Raw genomic sequence first — 23,654 nt, forward strand, 5'->3', positions numbered from 1 at the left:
ATCCGATCACGCGAGTTCTCCATCCAGACACGCGAGATCGCCGCCCAATCACGCGAGTGCGCCGCCTAATCACATCAGCCGAGGAGGCCCCGCTCCATCGCCGTGGTCACCGCCGCGGTCCGGTCGGACACGCCGAGCTTCCCGAACACCCGCAGCAGATGCGTCTTCACCGTGGCCTCGCTGATGTGCAGTGCCCGTCCGATGTCCGCGTTCGTCCCGCCCTTCGCGACGAGCCGCAGCACCTCCGCCTCCCGCGCCGACAACGGCGGCGACTCCGGGTTCCGCACGCGCTTCACCAGCTTCCCGGCCACCGACGGCGCCAGTACCGTCTCGCCCCGTGCCGCCGCCCGTATCGCCCCGGCCAGCTCGGCCCGCGACGCGTCCTTGAGCAGGTACCCCGACGCGCCGGCCTCGACGGCGCGCAGGATGTCCGCGTCCGTTTCGTAGGTGGTCAGCACGACAATCCGCCGACCCGGCGTCTGCCGCAGGATCTTCCTGGTCGCACCGACACCGTCGAGGCCGGGCATCCGCAGGTCCATCAGGATGACGTCGGGCTGCTTGACGCTGTCGAGTGCGACGGCCTCGTCGCCGGAGCCCGCCTCACCGACGACGCTGAAGTCCGCTTCGGACTCCAGCATCCCGCGCAGTCCCTCGCGTACCACGGGGTGATCGTCGACCAGCATGATCCGGATCACGCGGGCACCTCCACTGTCAGTTCCGTCCCGCCGGTACGTCCACTGCGGACGGTCAGCCGCCCGCCTACCTGCTCGGCCCGCGACCGCATCCCTGGCAGGCCGAACCCGTCCGACGGGTCATCCGGATCGAATCCGACGCCGTTGTCCCGCACCAGCAACCGTACCGAATCGTCCACAACGGACACTTGGACGGACACCGTCGACGCGGCCGCGTGCTTGCGTATGTTCGTCAACGCCTCCTGCGCCGCCCGCAAAAGGACCACTTCGGCCGCCATCGGCAGCGGTGGCACCGCACCGTCCACTTCGTACGAAGCCTCGACGCCGGTCTCATCGGCCAGCCGTTCGACCTGACGTCGCAAGGCATCGTCCAGCGAACCCGTGGTGAGCTCGGCCGGGGCGAGCGCCGCTACCATCGTCCGAGCCTCGTCCAGGTTCTCGCGCGCGGTGCGGGCCGCGAGTTCGAGGTGCCGCCTCGCCGCCGCCGGGTCGGTGTCCATTTCGGACTCGATCGCCTGGGTGAGGGTGACGATGCTGGTGAACCCCTGCGCCAGCGTGTCGTGGATCTCGCGGGCGAGCCGTTCCCGTTCGGCGGCCGTGCCCGCCTCCCGGGAGAGGCGGGCCACCTCGGCCTGGCTGGCCTCCAGCCGCTCGATCAGCTCGGCGCGGGCGCTGCTCTCCTCGATGATCCGGGTGATGTACCGCCCGATCAGCATGCTGAACACGATCATGATCGCGAGCATCGGCACCAGGAACCGCAGTATCGCGCTGTCCAGCCCGTCGTGGACGATCGAGGACACCGGGCTCAGCACTATCGCCGTGGTGGTGAGCACGGCGGCCGGTTTGAAGTCCAGCGTGATGTACACCAGCGGGCAGACGATGAACAGGCCGAAGCTCGCCGTGGAGTCGGCGAACATCGCGACGGCGATGAGGACCAGCAGGACACCGGCGAACAGCCACCGCTGGGGGTCGCTGTCCTCGGCGAAGAGAACGCGACGACCCTGCAGCAGGTAGGCGAGCGCGATCCCGGTCAGCGCGAGGACGGCGACCAGTTTCGCTGCCGGCTCCGCGTTGTCGGTCAGGATGTATGCGGCCGTGCCGAGGTACGCGACGCCGAACACCACGTCCCACAGCCAGTGGAACCGGTCCCAGGCGTCCCGCCTCGGGGGTTTCACCGGCTCTCGTTCGTCCAGCGGAACGTCAGCTTCGCCAGCAACAGCCCCGCCACGCACCAGGCGCCGAGCACCAGCGCCACCATCGGAAGTTCCCATGTCCCCGCCATCTCCTGAGCCGCGGCCTCCGGGGGCAGGAACACCGAACGGAACCCCTGGCACACCCACTTCAGCGGAAAGACCGACGCGACGTAGACCATAACCTTCGGCAGATGCGTGATGGGCGTGACGAACACCCCGGACATGAACTGCAGCACCAAATACACCAGGTTGACCAACGCGACCACGCCGTTCGTCGAGCGCACCGCCGAGCTGATCACGATGCCGAGCAGCGTGCAGGACACGATTCCCAGCGCGAACACCCAGAACAGCGTCAGCCACTGAATGGGGTCGGCGGGCAGATGCAACTTGAACAACAGCACGGCCACCGCGATCATCAACACCGACTGGGCCGCGCTGGTCACCGCCACCAGCACCATCTTGCCGATGAAGTACGACCCGGCGGACATCGGTGTCCCGCGAAGGCGTTTGAGCGCACCGGTCTCGCGGTCGGCGGCCAGCCCGATGCCCATGCTGTTGAACGACGTCGAGACGATGCCCGCGCCGATCATGCCCGCGGCGAGCAGCTGGCCCGAGCTGACCGACGCCTGCGCGGTCGGACCGTCCAGAATGGACCCGAGCAGGATCATCAGTATCGCGGGCAGGGAGAAGGTGAAGATCACCTGTTCCTTGTTGCGGAAGAACTGGCGCAGTTCCGCGCCGCCGCGGAGCAGCCCCAGCGAGAACGTGCCGGGCAGGGCGAGCGTGGTCATTCCGTGTCTCCGATCAGGTCAAGGTAGACGTCCTCCAGGCTCGGCCTGGTCACGGTCAGCTCACCGAGCTCCCCACCCCCAGTGGAGAGCTCGGTGATGAGCTTGGTCGGGTACGCGGTGCGCTCGACGTGTTCGCCGCGCTGGTCGACCCAGCGCACGGTGGCCTCCGCTCCGGCCCTGCCGCCGAGGTCCCGTGGAGTGTCCTCGGCGACGATGCGGCCGCGGGCGATCACCGCGACCCGGTCGGCGAGGGCCTCGGCCTCGTCGAGGTAATGCGTGGTGAGCAGGATCGTCGTGCCTTCCTCGGCGAGCCCGGCGATCAGGGCCCAGAACTGGCGACGCGCTTCGGGATCGAATCCGGTCGTCGGCTCGTCGAGGAAGAGCAGTTCGGGACGGCCGACGATGCCCAGCGCGACGTCCACCCGACGGCGTTGCCCACCGGACAACGACTTCACCCGCGCTCCCGCCTTCTCGGTCAGCCCGACCTTGTCGATCACTTCCTCGGGATCCCGGGGATTCGGGTAGTACTTCGCGAAGTGCCGCACGGTTTCGGCGACGGACAGCTCGGCCGCGTCGGTCGCGGTCTGCAGGACGATGCCCAGCCGCGCCCGCCAGGCCCTGCCCGCGCGTCCGGGATCCTCGCCGAGCACGCTGACCTCACCGGCCGTCCGGTCGCGGTGCCCCTCCAGGATCTCGACGGTCGTCGTCTTCCCCGCGCCGTTCGGCCCGAGCAGCGCGAACACCTCGCCGCGCCGGATGTCGAGATCGAGCCCGGCCACGGCGACGTGCCCCGGATACTCCTTGCACAAGCCGCGCACGCTCACTGCTGTGGTCATGGCTCGAGTCTGCTGCCGTCGGGGGCGCCTCAGGGACGTCCGGGAAGTGGAATCCGGTTGTCCACCGATCGACGGACACGGGCTCAGCGAGGAGTCAGCAGCTCACGCAGCGCGAGGGTGAGCGAGGCTTGGAGCGCGTGCGGATCCTCGCAGGTCAGCATGCGGTGGGCGAATCCGTCGCCCAGCGCGATCACGACGTCGGCGAGCTGGCCGGTCGGCAGGTCGGTCCGGATGTGTCCGGCGTCGCGGGCGGTGTCGAGGAAGTCCACGGTCATGTCGTGGAGTTCGTCGTAGCCTTCGCGGACGAAGTCCGTCCACGAGGGACGCACCGCCGCGCGGGCGGTGAAGGCGCTGATGACGATCGACTCGGCACGGCGCTGCTCGTCGAGCGGCAGCGTCTCGCCGACCAGCCGGATCAGCACCTCCAGAAGGTTCCCGGTGTAGTCGATCCGCGTCCAGCGCTGCTCCACGAACTCGCCGGTGAGGTCGAGTGCGAACCGGAACAGTTCTTCCTTGGTGGAGAAGTACTTCTGTACCGCGCCCGCGGACACCCCGGCCTCGGCGGCCACGGATCGCACGCTCACCGCCTCGACGCCGCCCGCGGCGACCAGGCGCAGCAGCGCGTCGGCGATTTCCCGGCGGCGCTCGGCCCGGTCCACGATCTTCGGCACTGGCGCATCCTACTTTCGGCGGAGGTGGTGTGCCCGTGACGGTTTTAGGATACGCTCGTATCTCGAAAGGGGGGAGGGTGGCCGAACAGGGGGTGCGCCGCCGCGAGGAGAACGAGCTCGCGGCGGCGCTGGTCAAAGGGCCGGCCGAGGTGCTGGATTTCTTCCTGCCGTTGTGGGTGGGGATCCAGCTGGGCGCCTCGGCGGCGGAGGTCGGCGCGCTGACCGCGCTGGAGACGCTGGTTTCGTTCCTGGTACGGCCGCTGGCCGGGGTGCTGGCCGACCGCGCCGATCGGGGTCGGGTCGCCGCGATCGGTGCTGTCCTCTATGGACTGTCCTTTGTGGCGTACGGGGTGACGCCGGGCATCGGTGTCGCCTACGCGGGCGCGGTACTCGGCGGCGCGGGTGGCGCGTTGTTCTGGGTGGCACTGCGCGCGAGAGTCGGCGAGGGACTGTCCACGGACGACAGTGTGTTCAGCAGGCTGTTCGCCGCCGAGGGTGGCGGGACGTGGATCGCGTTCGTCGTCGCGATGACGCTGGTCAAGTGGCTCGACTACCGGGGCGTTTTCGCGCTCGGCGCGGTCGCCTGCGTGGTCGCCGCGGTGTTGCTGGGCTTCTCGCGGGTGAAACGTGCCGAGCCTGTTCCCGAAGCGCCACGCCTCGGGCAGGTGAGCAGGCGGCTGCGGCCGATGCTCGGCCTGGTGGCGCTGACGGCGCTCGCGGAAGGCGGCGTCGCGTTGTTGCTCCTGCTGCATCTGCAGCGCGGTCATCACCTGGAACTGGGCCGGATCGCCGCCGTGTTCCTGCCCGGGTTCATCGTCTACAGCGTGCTGCCGGGGTACCTGCACGGGTTCGTCCGGCGGCTCGGCCGGACGCGGGTCCTCGCGCTGGCGATGCTGGCGAGCGCCGTCTTCGCGGCCGGGCTCGCGTTCGCGCCGGATCCGGTGACGATCGCGGTGATGTGGATCCTCTCGGCCGCCGCGTTCGCCGCCGCCGTGCCGGTGGAACAGGCCGTGGTGGCCGAAGCGGCCGGGGGCAGCCTCGGCCGGGGCATGGGGATCTACGAGAGCGCGACGTTACTCGGAGCGACCATCGGCACCTTTGCGGCCGGGCAGCTCTATGGTTCCGGGGACGCCGGCTGGCGGATCGCGTGCTTCGGTGCGGCGGGTCTGCTCGTGCTCGGCGCGCTCGTCGTCCGGGGTGCGGTGCGGCGGATCGGAGTCGCGGAGTTTCCCGTGGAACAGGCGAAAACGCCGTCACAAAAGGAAAAACCGGCCTCTGAACCCGTTGTCATGGTGCCCGGAGTGATCGACGTCCGGCCACAAGAGGCCAACCCGGTGAAGCGCGAAACGAACACTCGCGCGAAGCCGCTCGCGAACTGGGGCGTGCACTTGGCCGTGTTCGTCCTCGTGCAGGGCGTGCTGGCGTTCGCTGGGTACAGCTGGCCGGTCGAAGCGGTCTTCGGCGGCCCGCACGACGCGGGCTGGTTCTGGAACTGGAGTGGTCACTGGCTGTTGAACGCGGGCCGGATCTGGACCGCCCTTCTGCTGCTCGACACGGTGTGGACCTGGGGCCGGTTCGCGCTGCGCTCGCGCGCTTGTTGACAAACTGTCTAACATGACAGAATGTCTCACAAGTGGGTGACCGCCAGCGACGGTGTCCGCCTCTCGGTCCAGGTGACCGGCAACGAGGACGGACCCACGGTCGTGCTTGTGCACGGCTATCCGGACAACGGCTCGATGTGGGACGGCGTGGCCGCCGAGCTGGACGCCCGCTACCGCGTCGTGGTCTACGACGTGCGGGGCGCGGGTCAGTCGGACAAACCGTCAGGACGCCGGTCCTATCGGCTGGACCAGCTGGCCAGTGACCTCAAGGCCGTCGTCGACGCGGTCGCGCCGACCGGCAGGGTCCACCTGATCGCCCACGACTGGGGCTCGATCCAGGCCTGGCACGCGGTGACCGGCGACGAGCTGCGCGGGCGGCTCGCCTCGTACACGTCGATTTCCGGGCCGAGCCTCGATCACGCGGGCGCGTGGTTCCGCGCGCAGGTCGCGAAGCCGACGCCGCGGCGGCTTCGGCATGCGCTGGGTCAGGGCCTGCACTCCTGGTACATCGGCTTCTTCCAGATCCCGCTGCTGCCGCAGCTGTTGTGGCGCGTCGGGGCGATGCGCGCGATCATCCGGCGGATGGAGCCGGCGGAGGCCGCGCCGGAGACCGCCGACGGCGTGCACGGCCTCAACCTCTACCGCGCGAACATGCTTCCTCGGCTGTCCCGGCCCGCGCCGCGTGCCGCCGAGATCCCGGTGCAGGTGCTCGCACCCAGCGGCGATTCGTTCGTCACCACGCCGTTGCAGACCGAGATCTCGCGCTGGGTCCCGGATCTGCGGGTCCGGCGGATCATCGGCACGCACTGGGTCGCGCGCAACAAGCCGAAGGTCATCGCCGGCGCCGCGGCCGAGCTGATCGACCATGTCGAGGGTGGTGAGGAAACCCGTGCGCTCAAACGATCCCGCGTGTCTGATGTAGACACTCCGGGACGCTTCGCGAACAAGCTTGTCGTGATCACCGGTGCGGGCAGCGGGATCGGCAGGGCGACCGCGCTGGCCTTCGCAGGCGAGGGCGCCGACGTCGTCATCACCGACATCGACGCGAACGCCGCCGCCGAGACAGCGAAGCTGTTGCTGGACAAGGGTGCGAACGTCGGTGAGTACACAGTGGACTCCTCGGACGGCGAGGCGGTGGCGCGGTTCGCGGAGCTCGTCCGTGCCGACTTCGGAGTCCCGGACATCGTGATCAACAACGCCGGGATCGGCATGTCCGGCTCCTTCCTCGACACGTCCGAAAAGGACTGGGAGAAGGTCGTCGACGTCAATCTGTGGGGTGTCATCCACGGATGCCGCGCGTTCGCCGCGCAGATGGTCGAGCGGTCCGAGGGCGGCCAGATCGTGAACCTGGCCTCGCTGGCGGCCTACCTGCCGTCGAAGATCCTTTCCGCCTACGCCACCACGAAGTCCGCCGTGCTGACGCTTTCGGTGTGCCTGCGCGCGGAACTGGCTGCCGAAGGGATCGGGGTCACCGCGATCTGTCCCGGCATCGTGAAGACCAACATCACCGACACGACGCGGTTCGTCGGGGTGGACGCCGAGGAGCAGCGACGGCTCCAGCGGGCCAGCTCGAAGCTCTACGCGCGGCGTGGGTTCGGGCCGGAGAAGGTGGCGCGCGACATTCTGAAGGCCGTCGAGCGGAACACCGCGATCGCGCCGTCGACGCCGGAGGCCAAGGCGGCGCTGGTCCTTTCGCGACTGACCCCCGGACTCCTCCGTGCGGCGGCGAAACTGGACGTCACTCCGTGAGCAAGCCCCGGCGCATGTCGCCGCAGGCACGCCGGGACGACCTCATCCGGGCGGCGCTGGACCTCTTCGGCAGCCGTGCGCCGGAACTGGTCACCGTCGACGACATCGTCGCGCGCTCGGAGGTTTCGCGGCCGCTGTTCTACCGGTACTTCTCCAGCCTGCGCGAGCTGCAGGTGGAGGCGTTGCGGACGGTCACCGACGGCCTGATCGACCGGCTCGCCGGTCTGGAGGAGGGCCCGCCGCCGGAACGGTTGCGGGCCGCCGTGCGCGGGCTCATCGACGTCGCGGATTCTTACCGCGCCGGGTACATCGCCTTGCTGCGCAGCGGTTCGGTGATCGCGACGTCCGAGACGAACGCGGCGATCGACCACGTCCGCAACCGCGCGGTGGAGCTGATCCTGGACGCGCTGGGCGTCGGCGAGCCGTCGCCGATGCTGCTGCTGACCCTGCGCTGCTGGACCGCGGTCGTCGAGGGCGCCTTGCTGAGCTGGCTGCAGGAACGCACGGTGGCGCGGGCGGACCTCGACGGCTGGCTCGTCGACCAGCTCGCCGCCATGCTCTCGGCCACCGCCGCCCACGACCCGACCGTGCCGGTCGTGGTGCGGGCACAATGACCGGGTGCACAACGTCAAGCGTCCCGCTGAGGTCGGTCCGCACGCCTGTCCGTGCTGCGGCTATCTCACGCTCGAAGAGCGGGGCGGGCACCAGATCTGCCCGGTCTGTTTCTGGGAGGACGACGGCCAGGACGTCCACGACGCCGACGAGGTACGTGGCGGCCCGAACGGCGCCTTGAGCCTCGCCCAGGCACGGGCGAACTTCGAGCGCTTCGGTGCCTGCCGGGATCGCGACCTCGCGCACGTCCGCCCGCCTCGCGACGACGAACACCCGTTGCGGCCCCGGGATTGAGCCCAAGCGCCCCAATGTGGCATTGGGGCGCTTGGGCCGCGGAACTCAGTGGCCGATCGACGCCCAGCCCTCGACCTCTTCCGGACGACGCGGGCCGGGGCCGATGTACTTGGCCGACGGGCGCACGAGGCGTCCGGTCCGCTTCTGCTCCAGGATGTGCGCGGCCCAGCCGGCGGTGCGGGCCGAGCTGAACATCGCGGGCATCATGTGCGGCGGCACCTGGGCGAAGTCCAGGATGACCGCGGCCCAGAACTCGACGTTGGTCTCGATCGGGTGATCCGGGCGCCGGTCGCGCAGCTCGGCGAGCGCGGCCTGCTCCAGCGCCGCGGCGACCTCGTACCGTTCGGCGCCCAGCTCCTGGCAGGTCCGCCGCAGCACGCGAGCCCGCGGGTCCTCCGCGCGGTACACGCGGTGCCCGAAGCCCATCAGCCGCTCCTTGCGGTCGAGGATGCCCTTGACCAGGCCTGCCGCGTCGCCCGTCTTCTCGACCTCGGCGATCATCGGCAGCACCCGCGCCGGCGCGCCGCCGTGCAGCGGGCCCGACATCGCGCCGATCGCGCCGGACATCGCCGCCGCGACGTCGGCGCCGGTGGAGGCGATGACGCGCGCGGTGAACGTCGAGGCGTTCAGGCCGTGCTCCGCGGCCGAGACCCAGTAGGCGTCCAGTGCCTTGACGTGCGCGGGATCGGGCTCGCCGCGCCAGCGGATCAGGAACCGTTCGGTGATCGACTTCGCCTCGTCGACCCGGTCCTGCGGGACGGCGGGCTGCCCTATTCCGCGCGCGGACTGCGCAACGTAGGACAGCGCCATGACCGAGGCGCGGGCGAGCTGGTCGCGTGCCTGTTCGTCGGTGATGTCCAGCAGCGGCTGGTAGCCCCAGATCGGCGCGAGCATCGCGAGCGCGGCCTGGACGTCGACGCGGACGTCCCCGGTGTGCACCGGAAGGGGGAACGGCTCGGCGGGCGGGAGGCCGTGGCCGAAGCGGCCGTCGACGAGAAGGCCCCAGACGTCACCGAAGGTCACCTTGCCGGCGAGGTCTTCGATGTCGACGCCGCGGTAGCGCAGCGCACCGCCGTCCCGGTCGGGTTCGGCGATCTCGGTGTGGAAGGCGACGACGCCCTCCAGGCCAGGACGGAAGCCGTCGTCGGGTTGTCCGGACGGCTGTGGCTTGCTGATCGTGGATGTCACTTTCGCGAAACCTTTCGGTGCGCAATTTCCCCGGCTAGGTGTTCTGTCGCGCAGACGGGATACACGCAGCGAACGCGCGCCTCATCGCACGGATGGACAAACCTTCCTCCTCCGGCCGACGGCTGGCAATCGAAAGAAGCGGTGGTTTCGGTCACGATTACGAGAACGATTCAGTCCTGGTAGGGGTCTCATCCGAAAACCTTTCACTTCGAGGTGTGACATCGCCGTGCACGGGCGGTGGCCGACAGGCGGCGCGACACGTAAATCCTGTGTTGCCGAAACCGGCGGCAGGGGGTGCCGGGTGATAGACCTGAGGGCATGCACCTGAGCCCGCAGGAGCGCGACAAGCTCCTGATCCACGTAGCGGCGGACATAGCGCGCAAACGTTTGCAACGTGGGGTTTTGCTCAATTACCCCGAATCGGTCGCGTTGATCACCGAGCACGTGCTGGAGGGCGCCCGCGACGGCCGCACGGTCAGCGAGCTGGTCGCGAGTGGACGGACGGTGCTCTCGCGGGCGCAGGTGCTCGACGGGGTGCCCGAGATGGTCGACTCCGTTCAGGTCGAGGCCACCTTCCCGGACGGGACGAAGCTCGTCACCGTGCACGATCCGATCGTCTGAAGGGGAGCCCAGTGCGTCCAGGCGAGATCATTCCCGGCGACGAGCCGGTCGAGCTGAACCCTGGCCGCGCCCGGGTACGGCTGTTCGTGCGCAACGTCGGCGACCGGCCGGTGCAGGTCGGCTCGCACTACCACTTCGCGGCGGTCAACCCCGGCCTCGAGTTCGACCGCGAGGCCGCGCGCGGACACCGGCTCGACGTCCCGGCCGGGACGTCCGTCCGTTTCGAACCGGGCGTCGAGCGCGAAGTCGACCTCGTCCCGCTCGCCGGGAACCGGCGCGTGCCGGGCTTGCGGTCCGAATTCTCCGGGGAGTTCTGATGACCTCGATCGATCGTGAGCGGTACGCCGAGCTGTTCGGCCCGACCGTCGGCGACCGCGTCCGGCTCGCCGACACCGACCTGCTGATAGAGATCACCGAAGACCGCAGCCGTGGTGCGGGCAGCGGCGACGAGGTGCTCTTCGGTGGCGGCAAGGTGATCCGCGAGTCGATGGGCCAGGGCATGGCGACCCGTGCCGAGGGCGCGCCGGACCTGGTCATCACCGGCGCGGTGATCCTCGACCACTGGGGTGTGGTCAAGGCCGACGTCGGGGTGCGGGACGGCCGGATCGTGGGGATCGGCAAGGCGGGCAATCCGGACACCATGGACGGTGTAGATCCGGCGCTGGTGATCGGCCCGTCCACCGAGGTGCTCTCGGGCAACGGGAAGATCCTCACCGCGGGCGGGATCGACTGCCACGTCCACTTCATCTGCCCGCAGCTGGTCGACACCGCGCTCGCCGCCGGACTGACCACTTTGGTCGGTGGCGGCACCGGGCCCGCCGAGGGCACCAAGGCCACCACGGTCACCCCCGGCGCGTGGAACCTCGGCCGGATGCTGTCCGCGATGGACGGATATCCGGTCAACGTCCTCTTACTGGGCAAGGGGAATACCGTCCGGCACGACGCGCTGCGTGAGCAGCTCGCCGCCGGGGCGGGCGGATTCAAGCTGCACGAGGACTGGGGCTCGACACCCGCCGCGATCGACGCCTGCCTGACCGTGGCCGACGAATCCGGTGTGCAGGTCGCGATCCACACCGACACGCTCAACGAGGCCGGATTCCTGGAGTCCACTGTGGACGCCATCGGTGGCCGGTCGATCAACGCGTACCACACCGAGGGCGCGGGCGGCGGGCACGCGCCGGACATCATCCAGGTCGTCGGCCTGCCGCACATCCTGCCCTCCTCGACCAACCCGACCCGGCCGCACACCGCGAACACGCTCGACGAGCACCTCGACATGCTCATGGTGTGCCATCACCTCAACCCGTCGGTGCCCGAGGACCTGGCGTTCGCCGAAAGCCGGATCCGGCCGACGACGATCGCCGCCGAGGACGTGCTCCACGACATGGGCGCGATCTCGATGATGAGCTCGGACGCCCAGGCGATGGGCCGGATCGGCGAGGTGATCATCCGGACCTGGCAGACCGCGCACGTGATGAAGGGCCGCCGCGGCGCGCTGCCCGGCGACGGCGCCGCCGACAACCTGCGGGCGCGTCGTTATGTCGCCAAGTACACGATCAATCCGGCCATCGCGCACGGGATGGAGACGGAGATCGGCTCGGTCGAGGTGGGCAAGCTCGCCGATCTGGTGTTGTGGGAGCCGAAGTTCTTCGGTGTCCGCCCGCACGTCGTACTGAAGGGCGGGTTCATCGCGTGGGCCGCGATGGGCGACGCGAACGCGTCGATCCCGACGCCGCAGCCGGTGCTCGCGCGGCCCATGTTCGGCGCGGTGCCCTCGGTCGCGGCGGCGAGCAGTGTCCACTTTGTAGCGCCTGAGGCGTTGGAAAGCGCTGTCGCGGACCAGTTCGGTATCACCCGCCGGCTCGCGCCGGTGTCGAACATGCGGCGGCGGACCAAGGCGGACATGGTGCTCAACGACGCGACGCCGGACGTCCGGGTCGACCCGGACAGCTTCGCGGTGCATGTGGACGGTGACCTGATCGAACCCCGGCCGGTGGCGGAACTGCCGATGGCACAACGATATTTCTTGTTTTGATGGAGCTTGTTCTGATGGACCTCTCCGCGCTCATCCTCGCCGACTCCCGCTTCCCCGGCGGCGGTCATGTCCACTCGGGCGGGCTGGAAGAGGTCATCGCGCGCAAGCTGGTCACGCACGAACGGGATCTGCCGGGGTTCCTGAGTGGACGGTTGCGCACGGCCGGTCTGCTGGCGGCGGTGTTCGCCGCCGCGTCCGCGCACGCCGCTGCTCGCGATGTCCACAAGGGACACTGGCTGCGGCTGGACGTCGAGCTGGACGCGCGGACGCCGTCGCTCGCGCAGCGGGAGGCGTCGCGGGCGCAGGGCAGAGGGACGGCGCGTGCGGGCCGGGTCGCGTGGCCGTCGCCGGTGTTGTCGGCGTTGCTCGCCGAAACGCCGAGGCCGCATCATCCCGTGGTGCTCGGCGCGCTCGTCGGTGTCGCGGGCGGTTCGCCGTTCGACGCCGCGATAGCGGTGGCGTATCTCGCGATCAGCGGCCCGGCGAGCGCGGCCGTACGGCTGCTGGGGCTCGATCCGTTCGCGGTCAACGCCGTCGTCGCGCGGCTGGCGGCCGAGGTCCGGTACGTGTCGTCGCGAGCCGCCGCTGTCGCGGGGGGCGATCCCGCCGAGCTTCCCGCGCCGGGGTCTCCGGCGCTGGACCTGTTCGCCGAGGCCCACGCCCGGCATCACGAGGAAGAGGTGCGTCTCTTTGCCAGCTGAGCACAGCCACGGTCATGGCCACGGGCACGTGCATCCGGTCAACTTCGATCCGACGGCCGCGGAGCCGGATCACTACGACGCCGCCCCGACGGCCGGGCGGGCCTACCGGATCGGGATCGGTGGCCCGGTCGGCAGCGGCAAGACGGCGCTGACCGCCGCGCTGTGCCGCGCGCTCGGCGACGAGCTGAACCTCGCGGTGGTCACCAACGACATCTACACCACCGAGGACGCCGACTTCCTGCGCCGGGCGGGGGTGCTCGATCCGGCGCGGATCGAGGCGGTGCAGACCGGCGCGTGCCCGCACACCGCGATCCGGGACGACATCACCGCGAACCTCGACGCCGTCGAGCGGCTCGAGGAGAAGTTCCCCGGGCTGGACCTGGTGATCATCGAAAGCGGGGGCGACAACCTGACCGCGGTGTTCAGCCGGGGACTCGCGGACAGTCAGGTGTTCGTCGTCGACGTCGCGGGCGGGGACAAGGTGCCGCGCAAGGGTGGCCCCGGTGTCACGACCGCCGATCTGCTGGTGATCAACAAGATCGACATCGCGCACCTGGTCGGCGCGGACATGGACGTGATGACCTCGGACGCGCACCGCATGCGCGGCGAGCTTCCGGTGATCGCGCAGTCCCTTGTGGACACTCCGGACGCACCGGCCGTCGCCGATTGGGTTCGTTCGCTCGTGCCGGTCCGCGCGGGGTGAAGGCACACGCCCGGCTGGTCGTCTGCCGCGACGGGGAACGCACGATCCTGCGTGAGCTGTGTTCTGTCGCGCCGCTCATGCTGTATCCCCGCCGGGGTTCCGGCGCCGCGGCGGTCGTCCATCTGGTCAACTCGGCGACGTCCCCGCTGGGCGGCGACGACCTGACGCTCACCGTGCACGTCGGTCCCGGCGCGGCGCTCCGGCTTTCCGGGGTCGCCGCGACACTCGCGTTGCCCGGACCGCGCGGCGAGCGTAGCCACTCCACTGTGGACATCGAGGTGGCGGCCGGTGGCGTGCTGGAGTACCTGCCCGAGCCGACGGTGGTCACCGCGCGGGCGCGGCACACCGCGGTGCTGCGTGCGTCCGTCGCGCCCGGAGGGTACTTCCACACCCGGGAGGTGCTGGTGCTCGGCCGCGCGGGGGAACGTCCCGGCGAGCTGACGACGTCGCAACACGTGACGCGCGGGGCGGTGCCGGTGTTGCACCAGACTCTGACCATCGGTGATTCCACTTTGGACAGCAGCCTGGCGCAGCTGGCGGGGAACCGGGTGCTCGCCACGGATCTCGTCGTCGGCGGCCCCGAGCTCCCCGCCGCCTCGGGTGAGTGGTGGTCCCGCAGCCCCCTCGCCGCGGGCGGCACCCTCACCACGTCACTGGCCCCCGACGCCGTCACCGCGCTGCGTCACCTCGGGCACGCGAGTCCGTGAATGCCACATTGAGGGACTCTGACTCCCTCAATGTGGCATTCACGGACCTCTCAGAACTTGGTGCCCAGCCAGGTCATCGCGACGGGGCCACCCACGGCGACGCCGCCGATGTGTTCCAGCAGCGGGAATTCCTGCCAGGTGACGTTCGCGCCGAGCGCCTTGTAGCGGTCCCGCAGGCCGGTGCCGATCGAGAGCGGGATCAGCTCGTCGGCCGACGCGTGGTACAGGAACACCGGAGCCTTCGGCTTGACGCGGCCGAGGTAGTTCTGGTCGAGCCGGGCCTGCCAGCGCGGGTCGGCGGCGGGGTCGGGCACCGTGGTGTAGTCGGACAGATGCCCGAACGGTGCCGCGAGGGCGAGCTGGACGGTGCACATCTCCTTGACCTTCGGCACCAGGGCCTTGCCGCGGGCGTTGAGGATGTCGTTGAACGGCAGCTCGGGATACGCGGCGGCGTATCCGGTGGCGGCACCGAGCACGAGGCTGAAGCCGGCGTTGCCGTCGTTGAACTTCATGACCTGCTTGAGATCCGCGGGCACCCCGCCCTCGGCGACGCCGACGAGGTTCAGCTCCGGCGCGTAGGTCGCCTGGAGTTCACCGGCGGCTGCCGCGGCCTGCCCACCCTGCGAGTAGCCGAAGACACCGACCGGCCCGGACGTCGAAAGCCCGGCGCCCGGCACGCGCGCGGCCGCGCGGGCGGCGTCGAGCACGGCTCGGCCTTCGGACTGCGCGACGGCATAGGTGTGATCGCCGGGGGTGCCGAGGCCCTCGTAGTCGGTCAGGACCACGGCCCAGCCTTGGGACAGCGCCTGCCCGATGAGGGCGACCTCGTTTTCGATGCCGTTGGCGAGCAGGTTCGACGGCGCGCACTGGTCGCCGAGCCCGTGGGTCCCGACGGCGTAGCTGACCAGCGGGCGCGACCCCTTCGTCCACGGGACAGGCGGGACGAGCAGGGTGCCGGAGACGGCGTTGGCGGCGCCGGTCGCCGAGGTCGAGCGGTAGAGCAGGTGCCAGGCCTGCACGGGTGCCGGGAAGACGGCGACCTTGACGGTGACGGGGCGCTGTTCGAGGAGGTCGCCGGGCGCGGGCGCGGTCCCGGCGCGAGCGGTGGGCGCGGCCACGAGCGCGGCGGTGAGGATGGTACTGAGGACGGTAACCAGGACCCGGCGAAGCATCGTTGCCTCCGGTATTTTGGTAATTAGGATTTTCACAAAGTAGGCCCGTGGCTACGATCTGGCAATACCGGAGAGCGGAGAGGGGGACTGATGGCCCGGAACTACGGCGGCGTGACGCCAGAGCGACGTCGCGCGGAGCGTCGTGAGCGACTGCTCGCCGCGGCGCTGGAGCTGTTCACCTCGACCGGGTTCCGGCAGGCCAAGATCACCGATCTGTGTACCAGGGCGGGAGTGTCCACTCGCAACTTCTACGAGGAGTTCGGCGGCAAGGAGGAAGTACTCCGCACGCTGCACGACCACATCAACAGCCTCGCCATGACGCACGTGACCGCCGCGCTCGACCAGGTCGAGGGCGTGGACGCGGTCGAGCGGATCTCGACGCTGCTCGACGTCTTCGTGGCGACCGTGACGGCGGATCCGCGGATGCCGCGGCTGAACTACGTCGAGGCGGTCGGGGTCAGCGCCGAACTGGAGGCGCAGCACCAGGTGTGGGTCGACCGGTGGGCGACGTTCATCGAGCAGGAGGCGCTGCGCGCCGCGCGGGACGGCGCGGCGCCACGCCGTGACTACCGGCTGACCGCGATCGCGCTGGTCGGCGCGGCGACCGGGTTGCTGCGGGAGTGGCAGGCGCATGATCCGCCGCTGCCGGTGGCCGAGGTCTCCGCCGAACTGCGTGCCATGATGCTGTCGGCGATCCTGCGCCCGGCGTGAGCTGAAGGGGACTTTCCTCGCATGCCATGCGACGAAAGTCCCCTTCAGCGCGTCTTACGCGACGAACGTCCCCTTCAGCTCACGCGGGCGGTGGGCATCGGGAGGGGGACGGGGCCGGTGGTCTGGCATACGTCGTGGCAGGAGTTGTCGAGGGTGCAGCACAGCGAGCAGATCGGCCCCTGCCGTTTCGCGCAGTCCGCGATGTCCGGCAGCTCGTACGGGTCGCCGCATTCCGAGCAGGTGTGCGTGGCGCGGAGGTCCGCCGTGACGTCGGGACCCGCGACGGTGTTCGGCCTTGCCAGGTAGTACTTGCCCTTCGTGAGGATCGCGAGCGCGGGCACCAGGACGAGCGCGATGACCATCGCCAGCAGCGGGCTGAACGCCGCCAGGAACTGTCCGAACGCGCCGAAGTACGCCACGATCGAGACCGCCGACGCGATCACCATCGAACCGAACCCGACCGGGTTGATCTTGTGCAGATAGGCCCGTTTGAACTCGATGTAGCGGGGTGAAAGCCCCAGCGGTTTCGCGATCACGAGGTCCGCGCAGACCGCGCCGATCCAGGCGATCGCGACGTTGGAGTAGAAGCCGAGAATCTTGTTCAGGAATGTGAACGCGCCGAATTCCATTAGTGCCAGCGCAATCCCGCAGTTCACCAGGACGTACCAGACGCGGCCGGGGTGCCGGTGCAGCACGCGGGAGAAGAAGTTCGCGAACGACAGCGAGCCGGAGTACGCGTTCGTCGTGTTGATCTTGATCTGGGAGACGACGACGAACAGCGCGGCGAACGTCAGCGCCACCGGGCCGAGCGCGGGTTTCACGGCTTCGAGGTACGGCGCGATCGGCTCCAGCGCGTGTGTCTTGCCGACGACGCCGAGAGCGAGGAACGCCAGCAGCGCGCCGCCGATCTGCTTCGCTGCGCCGAGCACGACCCAGCCGGGACCGGCCGCGAGCACCGCGCCCCACCAGGCCCGTTTGTTCGAGGCAGTTTTCTCGGGCATGAATCGCAGGTAGTCGGCCTGCTCGCCGATCTGGCCGATCAGCGACAGCGCCACACCCATGCCGAAGCCGAAGCCGATCGCGGAGAAGCCGGACCCGGCGCCCTCGGTGCCGCCGAACGACGCGAATTCGGCGAACTTGCCGGGCTCGCGGATCGCGACCACGACGAAGGGGAGGACGAGGCCCGCGATCCAGAGCGGCTGCGTCCAGGTCTGCATCTTCGCGACCGCGCCCATGCCGTAGAGCGCGAACGGCAGCACGATCAGGGTCGCGAGCAGGTACCCGATGGGCAGCGGCAGTCCGACGGCGAGTTCGAAGGCCTGCGCCATGATCGAACCCTCGAGCGAGAAGAAGATGACGGTGAAGCTCGCGTACACCAGCGACGTCAGCGTCGATCCGAAGTAGCCGAAGCCGGCGCCCCGGGTCAGCAGGTCCATGTCCACACCGGACTTCGCGCAGGCCGACGCGATCGGGACGCCGGTCACGAAGATGACCACGGCCGCCGCGAGGATCGCGAGGACCCCGGACGTGAACCCGTAGGACAGGACGATGCTGGCGCCGATGGCGAAGTCGGCGAGGTAGGCGATGCCGCCCAAAGCGGTGGTCGCGACTACGAAGGGTGACCAGCGGCGGAACGAGTGCGCGGCGAAGCGGAGGGAGTAGTCTTCGCGGTTCTCGTTGGCCGCGAGCGGGGCGTAGCGCCGGCGGGGTGGAGCAGGGGATTCCTGCTGGCCGGACAGGGTGTCGGTCATACCTGCCTCCGAGTCGGTGGGGAACGGCTGGCGGAGCAGGCCGACGGTAGATCGCTCCTTTATCGATCAGGGTCCGCGCGGTAAACCCCGCGTTACGGCTTGTCGCCCTGCGGTTACCAGGTGATGGCGGCGACGGGGTGGCAGGAGTCACCGTTCAGTGGGTTTCGCCGCAGCTCGCGAGGCAATAACGTCGGCGGATAGCCGAAGTGACAGATGCCCCGACCGGGTGTGGAGGTTTGGCGATGACGCCGGAGATCGACGACGTTGACGTAGCGGACGCCGTTGTGCGGCTGCCCGGGATGCGAGTCGCCTACGATGGGCGCCCGTTCGACGAGTCCGCGCTGGCGGCCACCTGGACCGAACAGTTGCAGGCCTGGCTGAACGACGCCGACTCGGCGGGTGTCCCCGAACCCAACGCGATGGTGCTGGCGACCGCGGACAGTGAGGGCCGTCCGTCCTCCCGCACGGTCCTGTGCAAGGGGCTCGACGAGCGTGGGGTGGTGTTCTACACGAACTACACCTCGAACAAGAGCCACGATCTGATCGCGACGCGCTACGCCTCGGTCACCTTCCCCTGGTACGGCCTGCACCGGCAGGTGTCGGTGCGCGGCGAGGTCGAGAAGGTCGGTCCGAAGGAGACCGCGGAGTACTGGGCGCAGCGGCCGCGGGGTTCGCAGCTGGGCGCGTGGGCGTCGCCGCAGTCCCGCGTCGTCGAGGGCCGTCGCGCGCTCGACAACGCCCTGCACGGCATCGAACGCCGCTTCGCCGACGTCGAGAACATCCCGGCGCCGCCGCACTGGGGTGGCTGGCGGATCCGCCCCGACGTCGTCGAGTTCTGGCAGGGCCGCGCCGACCGCATGCACGACCGGCTCCGCTACGTCCGTACCGACGACGGCTGGCACATCGAACGCGTCGCCCCCTGATCTTCGCCGCGATGTCGTTAAGGCCACCTTATGGGCGTCTGACGCCCATAAGGTGGCCTTAACGGCATTGGGGCTCGGGGATCCCGGACCTCTGGCTTGGCCCCGTCGGCTCCTGTTGGCCGCTGGGAGGCGGGGTCACTTCTCGCCACCGGGTTTTGTCGGACCTCGCTCGTAGGCTTTTTGGTAGGGGCGCTCAGGGTGTTCTGAATCTTCCGTTCATTCCTTCAGCGATGCTGGCGGCCGTGCGCGGGGGAAGTCCGAGGGACGCCCTGGGTGCATCCACCGCACCGAGGGACGCTCTTGTCGCACTCACAAGCCCGGCGGACCGAAGGTGCTCCAGCACAAACGCGCAGTGCCCACGACTGCGGAGCCCTCAGCGAACAACCTCATCGGGGCACCCGCCCCACCCCCGAACCCGCGCGAGGAAAATCACCTGCGCCCAGATAGTTAGCACAGCTAACCTGGTCGGTTGTGAGTGGTGATACGGGGACGCTGCCGCCCCGAACCGGGGTCCGCAAGCTGCTCGGCCGCATCGTCGTCGACATCCGCCCGCTGAAGATCCCGGCCTTCCGCAGGCTGTGGTCGTCCACAGTGGTCACTGCGATCGGCACGCAGCTGACAGCCGTCGCGGTGCCGAAGCAGGTCTTCGATCTGACCGGTTCGTCCGGGTATGTCGGGCTCACCGGCGCCGTCGCGCTGGTGCCGCTGCTGGTGTTCGGGCTGTGGGGCGGTGCGGTCGCGGACGCCGTCGACAGGCGCAAGCTGCTCCTCGTCACCAACGTCGGCGTCGCCGTGACCTCGGCGCTCCTGTGGCTGCAAGCGTTCGCGGGCTTCGGCTCGGTGTGGCTCGTGCTCACCCTGCTCGCGATCAACCAGGCGTTCTTCGCGATCAACATGCCCACCCGCGGCGCCGTCATCGCCCGCCTCGTCCCGCCTGAACTGCTGCCCTCGGCGAACGCGCTGAACGCGACGATGTCCACCTTCGGCGCGGTGTTCGGGCCGCTGCTGGCCGGTGCGCTGATCCCGGTCATCGGACTGTCCACTTTGTACCTGGTCGACGTCGTCGCGCTCACCATCACGCTGTTCGCGGTCTGGCGGCTGCCGTCGATCCCGCCGCTGGGCGACCAGAAACGACGCGCGGGGGTCAGCGACGTCATCGACGGCTTCCGGTATCTCGCGACGCAGAAGGTGCTGCTCGCCTCGTTCGTGGTCGACATCATCGCGATGGTCGCCGGAATGCCTCGCGCCCTCATTCCCGAAATGGCCGAACGCACCTTCGGCGATCCGCCCGGCGGTGGTCCCGCGCTCGGCTGGCTGTACGCGGCGATCCCGGCGGGGGCGATGCTGATCGGCCTGTTCTCCGGCTGGCTGACGCGAGTGCGCCGCCAGGGCGTCGCGGTCGTGGTCGCGATCTGCGCGTGGGGTGCCGCGGTGGCAGCGTTCGGGATCGCGCATTCGCTGTGGCTCGGTGTCCTGTTCATGGCCCTCGCCGGCGCCGCGGACATGGTCAGCGCGATCTACCGGATGGCGATCCTCCAGGTCGCGACGACCGACGAAATGCGCGGACGGCTCCAGGGCGTGTTCACGGTCGTGGTCGCGGGCGGGCCGCGCATCGCCGATGTCACGCACGGGTGGGCGGCCGCCGGCTTCGGCACCGCCGTCGCCGCGTCGGGCGGTGGCCTGCTGGTGATCGTCCTGGTGCTGGCCTCGATGCTGCTGCTCCCGGCGTTCTGGCGGTATCTCGCGCCGTCGGCTTGATCCGTTCAGCGTAGGTACAGTGTCTGGTATGCGAACTTTCCGCGCCCTTTCCGTACTCACCGTGGTCGGCGGGCTCGCCGCCGTCACCGTCGCCTGTTCCTCACCCGCGCCTGCCCCGCATCGCCCGCCTTCCTCGGCGCCCGCCGCGTCGAAGGCCGCGGAACTCAAGGACCCGTGCACGCTGCTGTCCGCGGAGGAGGTCGGCAAGGCGATCTCCAAGCAGGGCGTGACGACGAAGGCCGGACAGGTCGAGAACGCGGCCAACGGCGGCAAATCGCGTGCGTGCCAGTATCTCGTCGAGGGCAAACCCGCCGGTGAGCTGAAGGTGACGCAGTACGCGAGCAAGGCCAAGCCGTCCGAAATGATCGCGGGGATCAAGAAGGACAAGGTCGGCGCGCAGGACGTCAGCGGCTTCTCCGACGGCGCGGTGTACTACACCGAAGGCCAGAAGACCGCGTTCTTGGTCGCCGGGAAGGTTTCCAACGGCGTGCCGACGCTGATCGACTACGCGGGCCCGACGAAGATGACCGCCGAGATGATGGCCCCGCTGGTGAAGACGGCGCTCGCGGCGAACTGAGCCGTAATAGGCGCTATCGGACTTTCCGTTCGTAGCGGGACGAGGCAGACTGTGCCCGCATGACGGACGTGCGCACGGAAGCGAAGGCGGGCGAACCGGCACTGCGACGGGTCATGGGCCCGAAGCTGCTGCTGTTCTTCGTCGCGGGGGACATCATCGGCACCGGCGTCTACGCGCTGACGGGGCAGGTCGCGGGCCGGGTCGGCGGCGCGTTGTGGCTGCCGTTCCTGCTCGCGTTCGTCGTCGCGTTCATGACGGCGTTCAGCTATCTCGAGCTGGTCGGGAAATACCCGAAGGCCGCGGGCGCGGCGCTGTACACCCACCGTGCCTTCGGGATCCCGTTCCTCACGTTCATGGTCGCGTTCGCGGTCATGTGCTCGGGGATCACGTCGGCGTCGTCGGCCGCCGTCGCGTTCGGCGCGACGTACCTGGCCGCGTTCGTGAAACTGCCGACGGTGCTGGTCGCGATCGTGTTCGTCGCCGGGCTCGCGGTGATCAACTTCCGCGGCGTCGGCGAGTCGGTCAAGGCCAACGTCGTGCTCACCTGCATCGAGATCTCCGGGCTGCTGATCATCATCGGCGTCGGGGTGTGGGCGGTGCTGAACGGCAATGGTGACGCCTCGCGGCTGGTGCAGATCGACACCGCGGACCGGACGTGGCTGGTCGCGATCACCTCGGCGACGTCGCTGGCCTTCTTCGCGATGGTCGGTTTCGAGGACTCGGTCAACATGGCCGAGGAATGCCACGACCCGGTGCGGATCTTCCCGAAGGCGATGCTGTGGGGCATGGTCGTCGCGGCCACGATCTACGTGCTCGTCTCGATCACGTCGTCGTTGCTCGTCCCGGCAGGCGACCTGGCGGCGGCGAAGAGCGACGCCCTGCTGAAGGTGCTTGACGTCGGCGCTCCCGGCTTCCCGCGCGAGGTCTTCTCGGCGATCGGCCTGTTCGCCGTCATCAACTCGGCACTGATCAACATGCTGATGGCGAGCAGGCTCCTGTACGGGATGGCGAACGAGGGCATCATCCCGCGCCGGTTCGGCAAGGTGCATCCCCGGCGCCGGACGCCGTGGGTGGCGATCGTCTTCACCAGCCTGATCGCGATCGGCTTGGTGTCCACTGTGGACATCAGCGTGCTCGGCGGGACGACGGCGTTGCTGCTGCTGGCGGTGTTCGCCATCGTCAACGTCGCCGTGCTGGTGCTGCGCCGCGATCATGTGCCGCATCACCATTTCCGGGCGCCGACGGTGATTCCGGCGCTGGCGGCGGTCTTCTGCGTGTATCTGGCGAGTCCGCTGTCCGGGCGTCCCGCGCGTGACTACGTCGTCGCCGGGATCCTGCTCGCCGTCGGCCTGCTGCTGTGGGCGGTGAACTGGGCGCTGATGCGCCGTAACCGCGCGACGGTTGCGTGACGGTGCGGATCTTGGCAGGGTCGGCGTCGTGGAGCTGACCGAAGTATTCGAATGGCGGGGGCGTCGAGTTCGCTGGGGGCGGGCGGGTTCCGGTCCGGATGTCGTTTTCTGCCACGGGACGCCGTGGTCCTCGCAGCTGTGGCGCCCCTACGCCGAGGCGCTGGCCGAGGAGTTCACCGTGCACCTGTGGGACATGCCCGGCTACGGGAGTTCCTCCAAGGACGCGGAACACCGGGTGTCCCTGGATGTCCAAAGTGAACTCTTCGCGGACCTGCTGGCGCACTGGGATTTGCGGTCGCCGCACGTGGTGGCGCACGACTACGGCGGCGCGGCGTCGCTGCGGACGCATCTGCTGCACGGCCGGGCCTACGCGTCACTGGCCCTGGTCGACGTCGTCGCGCTCGCGCCGTGGGGCTCGGAGTTCTTCCGGCTGGTCAGGGAGAACGCCGGCGTCTTCGCCGCGGTTCCGGAAGCGATGCACGAGGGCATGCTGCGGGCCTACATTTCCGGAGCGAGTGCTCGCGGCCTGACAGCGGAACACCTCGAAATGCTCGTCGTGCCCTGGCGTGGTGATGAGGGGCAAGCCGCCTTCTACCGCCAGATCGCGCAGGCCGATCAGGTCTACACCGACGAGGTCGAGGGTTTGTATCCGAAGGTGGATCTGCCGGTTCTTGTTGTGTGGGGCGAAAACGACACATGGATACCGGTGGATCGCGCGCACCGGCTGGCTTCGCTGATCCCGGACGCGCGTCTTCGCCTGATCGGCAACGCCGGTCACCTCATCCAGCTCGACCAGCCGGTCGCCCTGGCCTCGGCACTGCACCAGTGGCTGACGTCCCGCTGAATCGCCGGTCCGTGAAGGCCTCCTTACCGGCCCCTTTTGCAGTTTATGATGTATTTAATCCATTTCAAGTGGTACAACAAGCCAAAAGGTGTGGGTTGTCGGTGAAAAAAAAAAG

The 23,654-nt window shown here is 69.3% G+C and carries 24 protein-coding genes; 16 read left to right on the plus strand and 8 right to left on the minus strand.

Features of this window, described 5'->3' with window-relative positions:
* Positions 1-74 precede the first annotated feature (74 nt).
* The 5 genes from ACFWY9_RS26850 to ACFWY9_RS26870 form a co-directional block, all read right to left on the minus strand.
* Positions 75-695: a response regulator gene (locus tag ACFWY9_RS26850; protein ID WP_378327795.1), complete on the minus strand. Its 621-nt coding sequence runs from the start codon at positions 693-695 to the stop codon at positions 75-77.
* On the minus strand, positions 692-1,867 hold the full coding sequence (locus ACFWY9_RS26855; RefSeq protein ID WP_378327794.1) for a sensor histidine kinase: 1,176 nt from the start codon (positions 1,865-1,867) through the stop codon (positions 692-694). Before ACFWY9_RS26855 ends, ACFWY9_RS26850 begins: the two co-directional genes overlap by 4 nt.
* Complete coding sequence (locus ACFWY9_RS26860) at positions 1,864-2,676, minus strand: ABC transporter permease (RefSeq protein ID WP_378327793.1); 813 nt, start codon at positions 2,674-2,676, stop codon at positions 1,864-1,866. Before ACFWY9_RS26860 ends, ACFWY9_RS26855 begins: the two co-directional genes overlap by 4 nt.
* Positions 2,673-3,512, minus strand: a complete 840-nt coding sequence (locus ACFWY9_RS26865) for an ABC transporter ATP-binding protein (RefSeq protein WP_378327792.1) — start codon at positions 3,510-3,512, stop codon at positions 2,673-2,675. Before ACFWY9_RS26865 ends, ACFWY9_RS26860 begins: the two co-directional genes overlap by 4 nt.
* Before the next feature lie 83 nt (positions 3,513-3,595).
* Positions 3,596-4,183 carry a TetR/AcrR family transcriptional regulator gene (locus ACFWY9_RS26870; RefSeq protein WP_378327791.1) on the minus strand — a complete coding sequence of 196 codons (588 nt, stop codon included), beginning with the start codon at positions 4,181-4,183 and terminating at the stop codon, positions 3,596-3,598.
* Between the two features lie 77 nt (positions 4,184-4,260).
* Here ACFWY9_RS26870 and ACFWY9_RS26875 point away from each other — a divergent pair, with 77 nt between their 5' ends.
* From ACFWY9_RS26875 to ACFWY9_RS26890, 4 genes are read left to right on the plus strand one after another with little or no spacing between them, the layout of a single operon-like run.
* Positions 4,261-5,784 carry an MFS transporter gene (locus ACFWY9_RS26875; protein ID WP_378327790.1) on the plus strand — a complete coding sequence of 508 codons (1,524 nt, stop codon included), beginning with the start codon at positions 4,261-4,263 and terminating at the stop codon, positions 5,782-5,784.
* A gap of 36 nt (positions 5,785-5,820) precedes the next feature.
* Positions 5,821-7,533, plus strand: coding sequence for an SDR family oxidoreductase (locus tag ACFWY9_RS26880; RefSeq protein WP_378340224.1), 1,713 nt, complete (start codon positions 5,821-5,823; stop codon positions 7,531-7,533).
* A 14-nt stretch (positions 7,534-7,547) separates the two neighbouring features.
* The gene (locus tag ACFWY9_RS26885) at positions 7,548-8,147 is read left to right on the plus strand and encodes a TetR/AcrR family transcriptional regulator (RefSeq protein ID WP_378340225.1); all 600 of its coding nucleotides are present in this window, start codon (positions 7,548-7,550) and stop codon (positions 8,145-8,147) included.
* Positions 8,148-8,151: 4 nt separating this feature from the next.
* Positions 8,152-8,439: a CPCC family cysteine-rich protein gene (locus tag ACFWY9_RS26890; RefSeq protein ID WP_378340214.1), complete on the plus strand. Its 288-nt coding sequence runs from the start codon at positions 8,152-8,154 to the stop codon at positions 8,437-8,439.
* Positions 8,440-8,484: 45 nt separating this feature from the next.
* Here ACFWY9_RS26890 and ACFWY9_RS26895 read toward each other — a convergent pair whose 3' ends face one another.
* Positions 8,485-9,627 (minus strand): citrate synthase 2, encoded by a 1,143-nt coding sequence (locus ACFWY9_RS26895; RefSeq protein ID WP_378327788.1) that lies wholly within the window; start codon positions 9,625-9,627, stop codon positions 8,485-8,487.
* 318 nt (positions 9,628-9,945) lie between these two features.
* Between ACFWY9_RS26895 and ACFWY9_RS26900 the strand changes: the two genes are divergently transcribed.
* From ACFWY9_RS26900 to ACFWY9_RS26925, 6 genes are read left to right on the plus strand one after another with little or no spacing between them, the layout of a single operon-like run.
* Positions 9,946-10,248 carry an urease subunit gamma gene (locus ACFWY9_RS26900; protein ID WP_378327787.1) on the plus strand — a complete coding sequence of 101 codons (303 nt, stop codon included), beginning with the start codon at positions 9,946-9,948 and terminating at the stop codon, positions 10,246-10,248.
* An 11-nt stretch (positions 10,249-10,259) separates the two neighbouring features.
* On the plus strand, positions 10,260-10,565 hold the full coding sequence (locus tag ACFWY9_RS26905; protein ID WP_378340215.1) for an urease subunit beta: 306 nt from the start codon (positions 10,260-10,262) through the stop codon (positions 10,563-10,565).
* On the plus strand, positions 10,565-12,283 hold the full coding sequence (locus tag ACFWY9_RS26910) for an urease subunit alpha (RefSeq protein ID WP_378340216.1): 1,719 nt from the start codon (positions 10,565-10,567) through the stop codon (positions 12,281-12,283). Before ACFWY9_RS26905 ends, ACFWY9_RS26910 begins: the two co-directional genes overlap by 1 nt.
* Before the next feature lie 14 nt (positions 12,284-12,297).
* Entirely contained in the window at positions 12,298-12,984 is a 687-nt protein-coding gene (locus ACFWY9_RS26915) for an urease accessory protein UreF (RefSeq protein ID WP_378340226.1), read from the plus strand.
* Positions 12,974-13,687: an urease accessory protein UreG gene (ureG, locus tag ACFWY9_RS26920; RefSeq protein ID WP_378340217.1), complete on the plus strand. Its 714-nt coding sequence runs from the start codon at positions 12,974-12,976 to the stop codon at positions 13,685-13,687. Before ACFWY9_RS26915 ends, ureG begins: the two co-directional genes overlap by 11 nt.
* The gene (locus tag ACFWY9_RS26925) at positions 13,684-14,394 is read left to right on the plus strand and encodes an urease accessory protein UreD (protein ID WP_378340218.1); all 711 of its coding nucleotides are present in this window, start codon (positions 13,684-13,686) and stop codon (positions 14,392-14,394) included. Before ureG ends, ACFWY9_RS26925 begins: the two co-directional genes overlap by 4 nt.
* Positions 14,395-14,444: 50 nt before the next feature.
* Here ACFWY9_RS26925 and ACFWY9_RS26930 read toward each other — a convergent pair whose 3' ends face one another.
* Positions 14,445-15,566 (minus strand): lipase family protein, encoded by a 1,122-nt coding sequence (locus ACFWY9_RS26930; RefSeq protein ID WP_378340219.1) that lies wholly within the window; start codon positions 15,564-15,566, stop codon positions 14,445-14,447.
* A 90-nt stretch (positions 15,567-15,656) separates the two neighbouring features.
* On the opposite strand from ACFWY9_RS26930, the gene ACFWY9_RS26935 reads away from it, so the two are divergent.
* Complete coding sequence (locus tag ACFWY9_RS26935) at positions 15,657-16,277, plus strand: TetR/AcrR family transcriptional regulator (RefSeq protein WP_378327781.1); 621 nt, start codon at positions 15,657-15,659, stop codon at positions 16,275-16,277.
* A gap of 74 nt (positions 16,278-16,351) precedes the next feature.
* Here ACFWY9_RS26935 and ACFWY9_RS26940 read toward each other — a convergent pair whose 3' ends face one another.
* Entirely contained in the window at positions 16,352-18,028 is a 1,677-nt protein-coding gene (locus ACFWY9_RS26940; RefSeq protein ID WP_378340220.1) for a purine-cytosine permease family protein, read from the minus strand.
* Between the two features lie 242 nt (positions 18,029-18,270).
* Here ACFWY9_RS26940 and pdxH point away from each other — a divergent pair, with 242 nt between their 5' ends.
* The 5 genes from pdxH to ACFWY9_RS26965 all read left to right on the plus strand — a co-directional run bounded on the left by pdxH (position 18,271) and on the right by ACFWY9_RS26965 (position 23,539).
* The gene (gene pdxH, locus ACFWY9_RS26945) at positions 18,271-18,951 is read left to right on the plus strand and encodes a pyridoxamine 5'-phosphate oxidase (RefSeq protein WP_378340221.1); all 681 of its coding nucleotides are present in this window, start codon (positions 18,271-18,273) and stop codon (positions 18,949-18,951) included.
* Between the two features lie 492 nt (positions 18,952-19,443).
* The gene (locus ACFWY9_RS26950) at positions 19,444-20,709 is read left to right on the plus strand and encodes an MFS transporter (RefSeq protein WP_378340227.1); all 1,266 of its coding nucleotides are present in this window, start codon (positions 19,444-19,446) and stop codon (positions 20,707-20,709) included.
* A 28-nt stretch (positions 20,710-20,737) separates the two neighbouring features.
* Complete coding sequence (locus ACFWY9_RS26955) at positions 20,738-21,286, plus strand: DUF3558 domain-containing protein (RefSeq protein WP_378327778.1); 549 nt, start codon at positions 20,738-20,740, stop codon at positions 21,284-21,286.
* A 59-nt stretch (positions 21,287-21,345) separates the two neighbouring features.
* Entirely contained in the window at positions 21,346-22,695 is a 1,350-nt protein-coding gene (locus ACFWY9_RS26960; RefSeq protein WP_378340222.1) for an APC family permease, read from the plus strand.
* A gap of 28 nt (positions 22,696-22,723) precedes the next feature.
* Positions 22,724-23,539 carry an alpha/beta fold hydrolase gene (locus ACFWY9_RS26965; RefSeq protein WP_378340223.1) on the plus strand — a complete coding sequence of 272 codons (816 nt, stop codon included), beginning with the start codon at positions 22,724-22,726 and terminating at the stop codon, positions 23,537-23,539.
* The last annotated feature ends 115 nt before the right edge of the window (positions 23,540-23,654 follow it).

The sequence above is a fragment of the Amycolatopsis sp. NPDC059027 genome (assembly GCF_042739735.1).
Taxonomy (GTDB): Bacteria; Actinomycetota; Actinomycetes; order Mycobacteriales; family Pseudonocardiaceae; genus Amycolatopsis.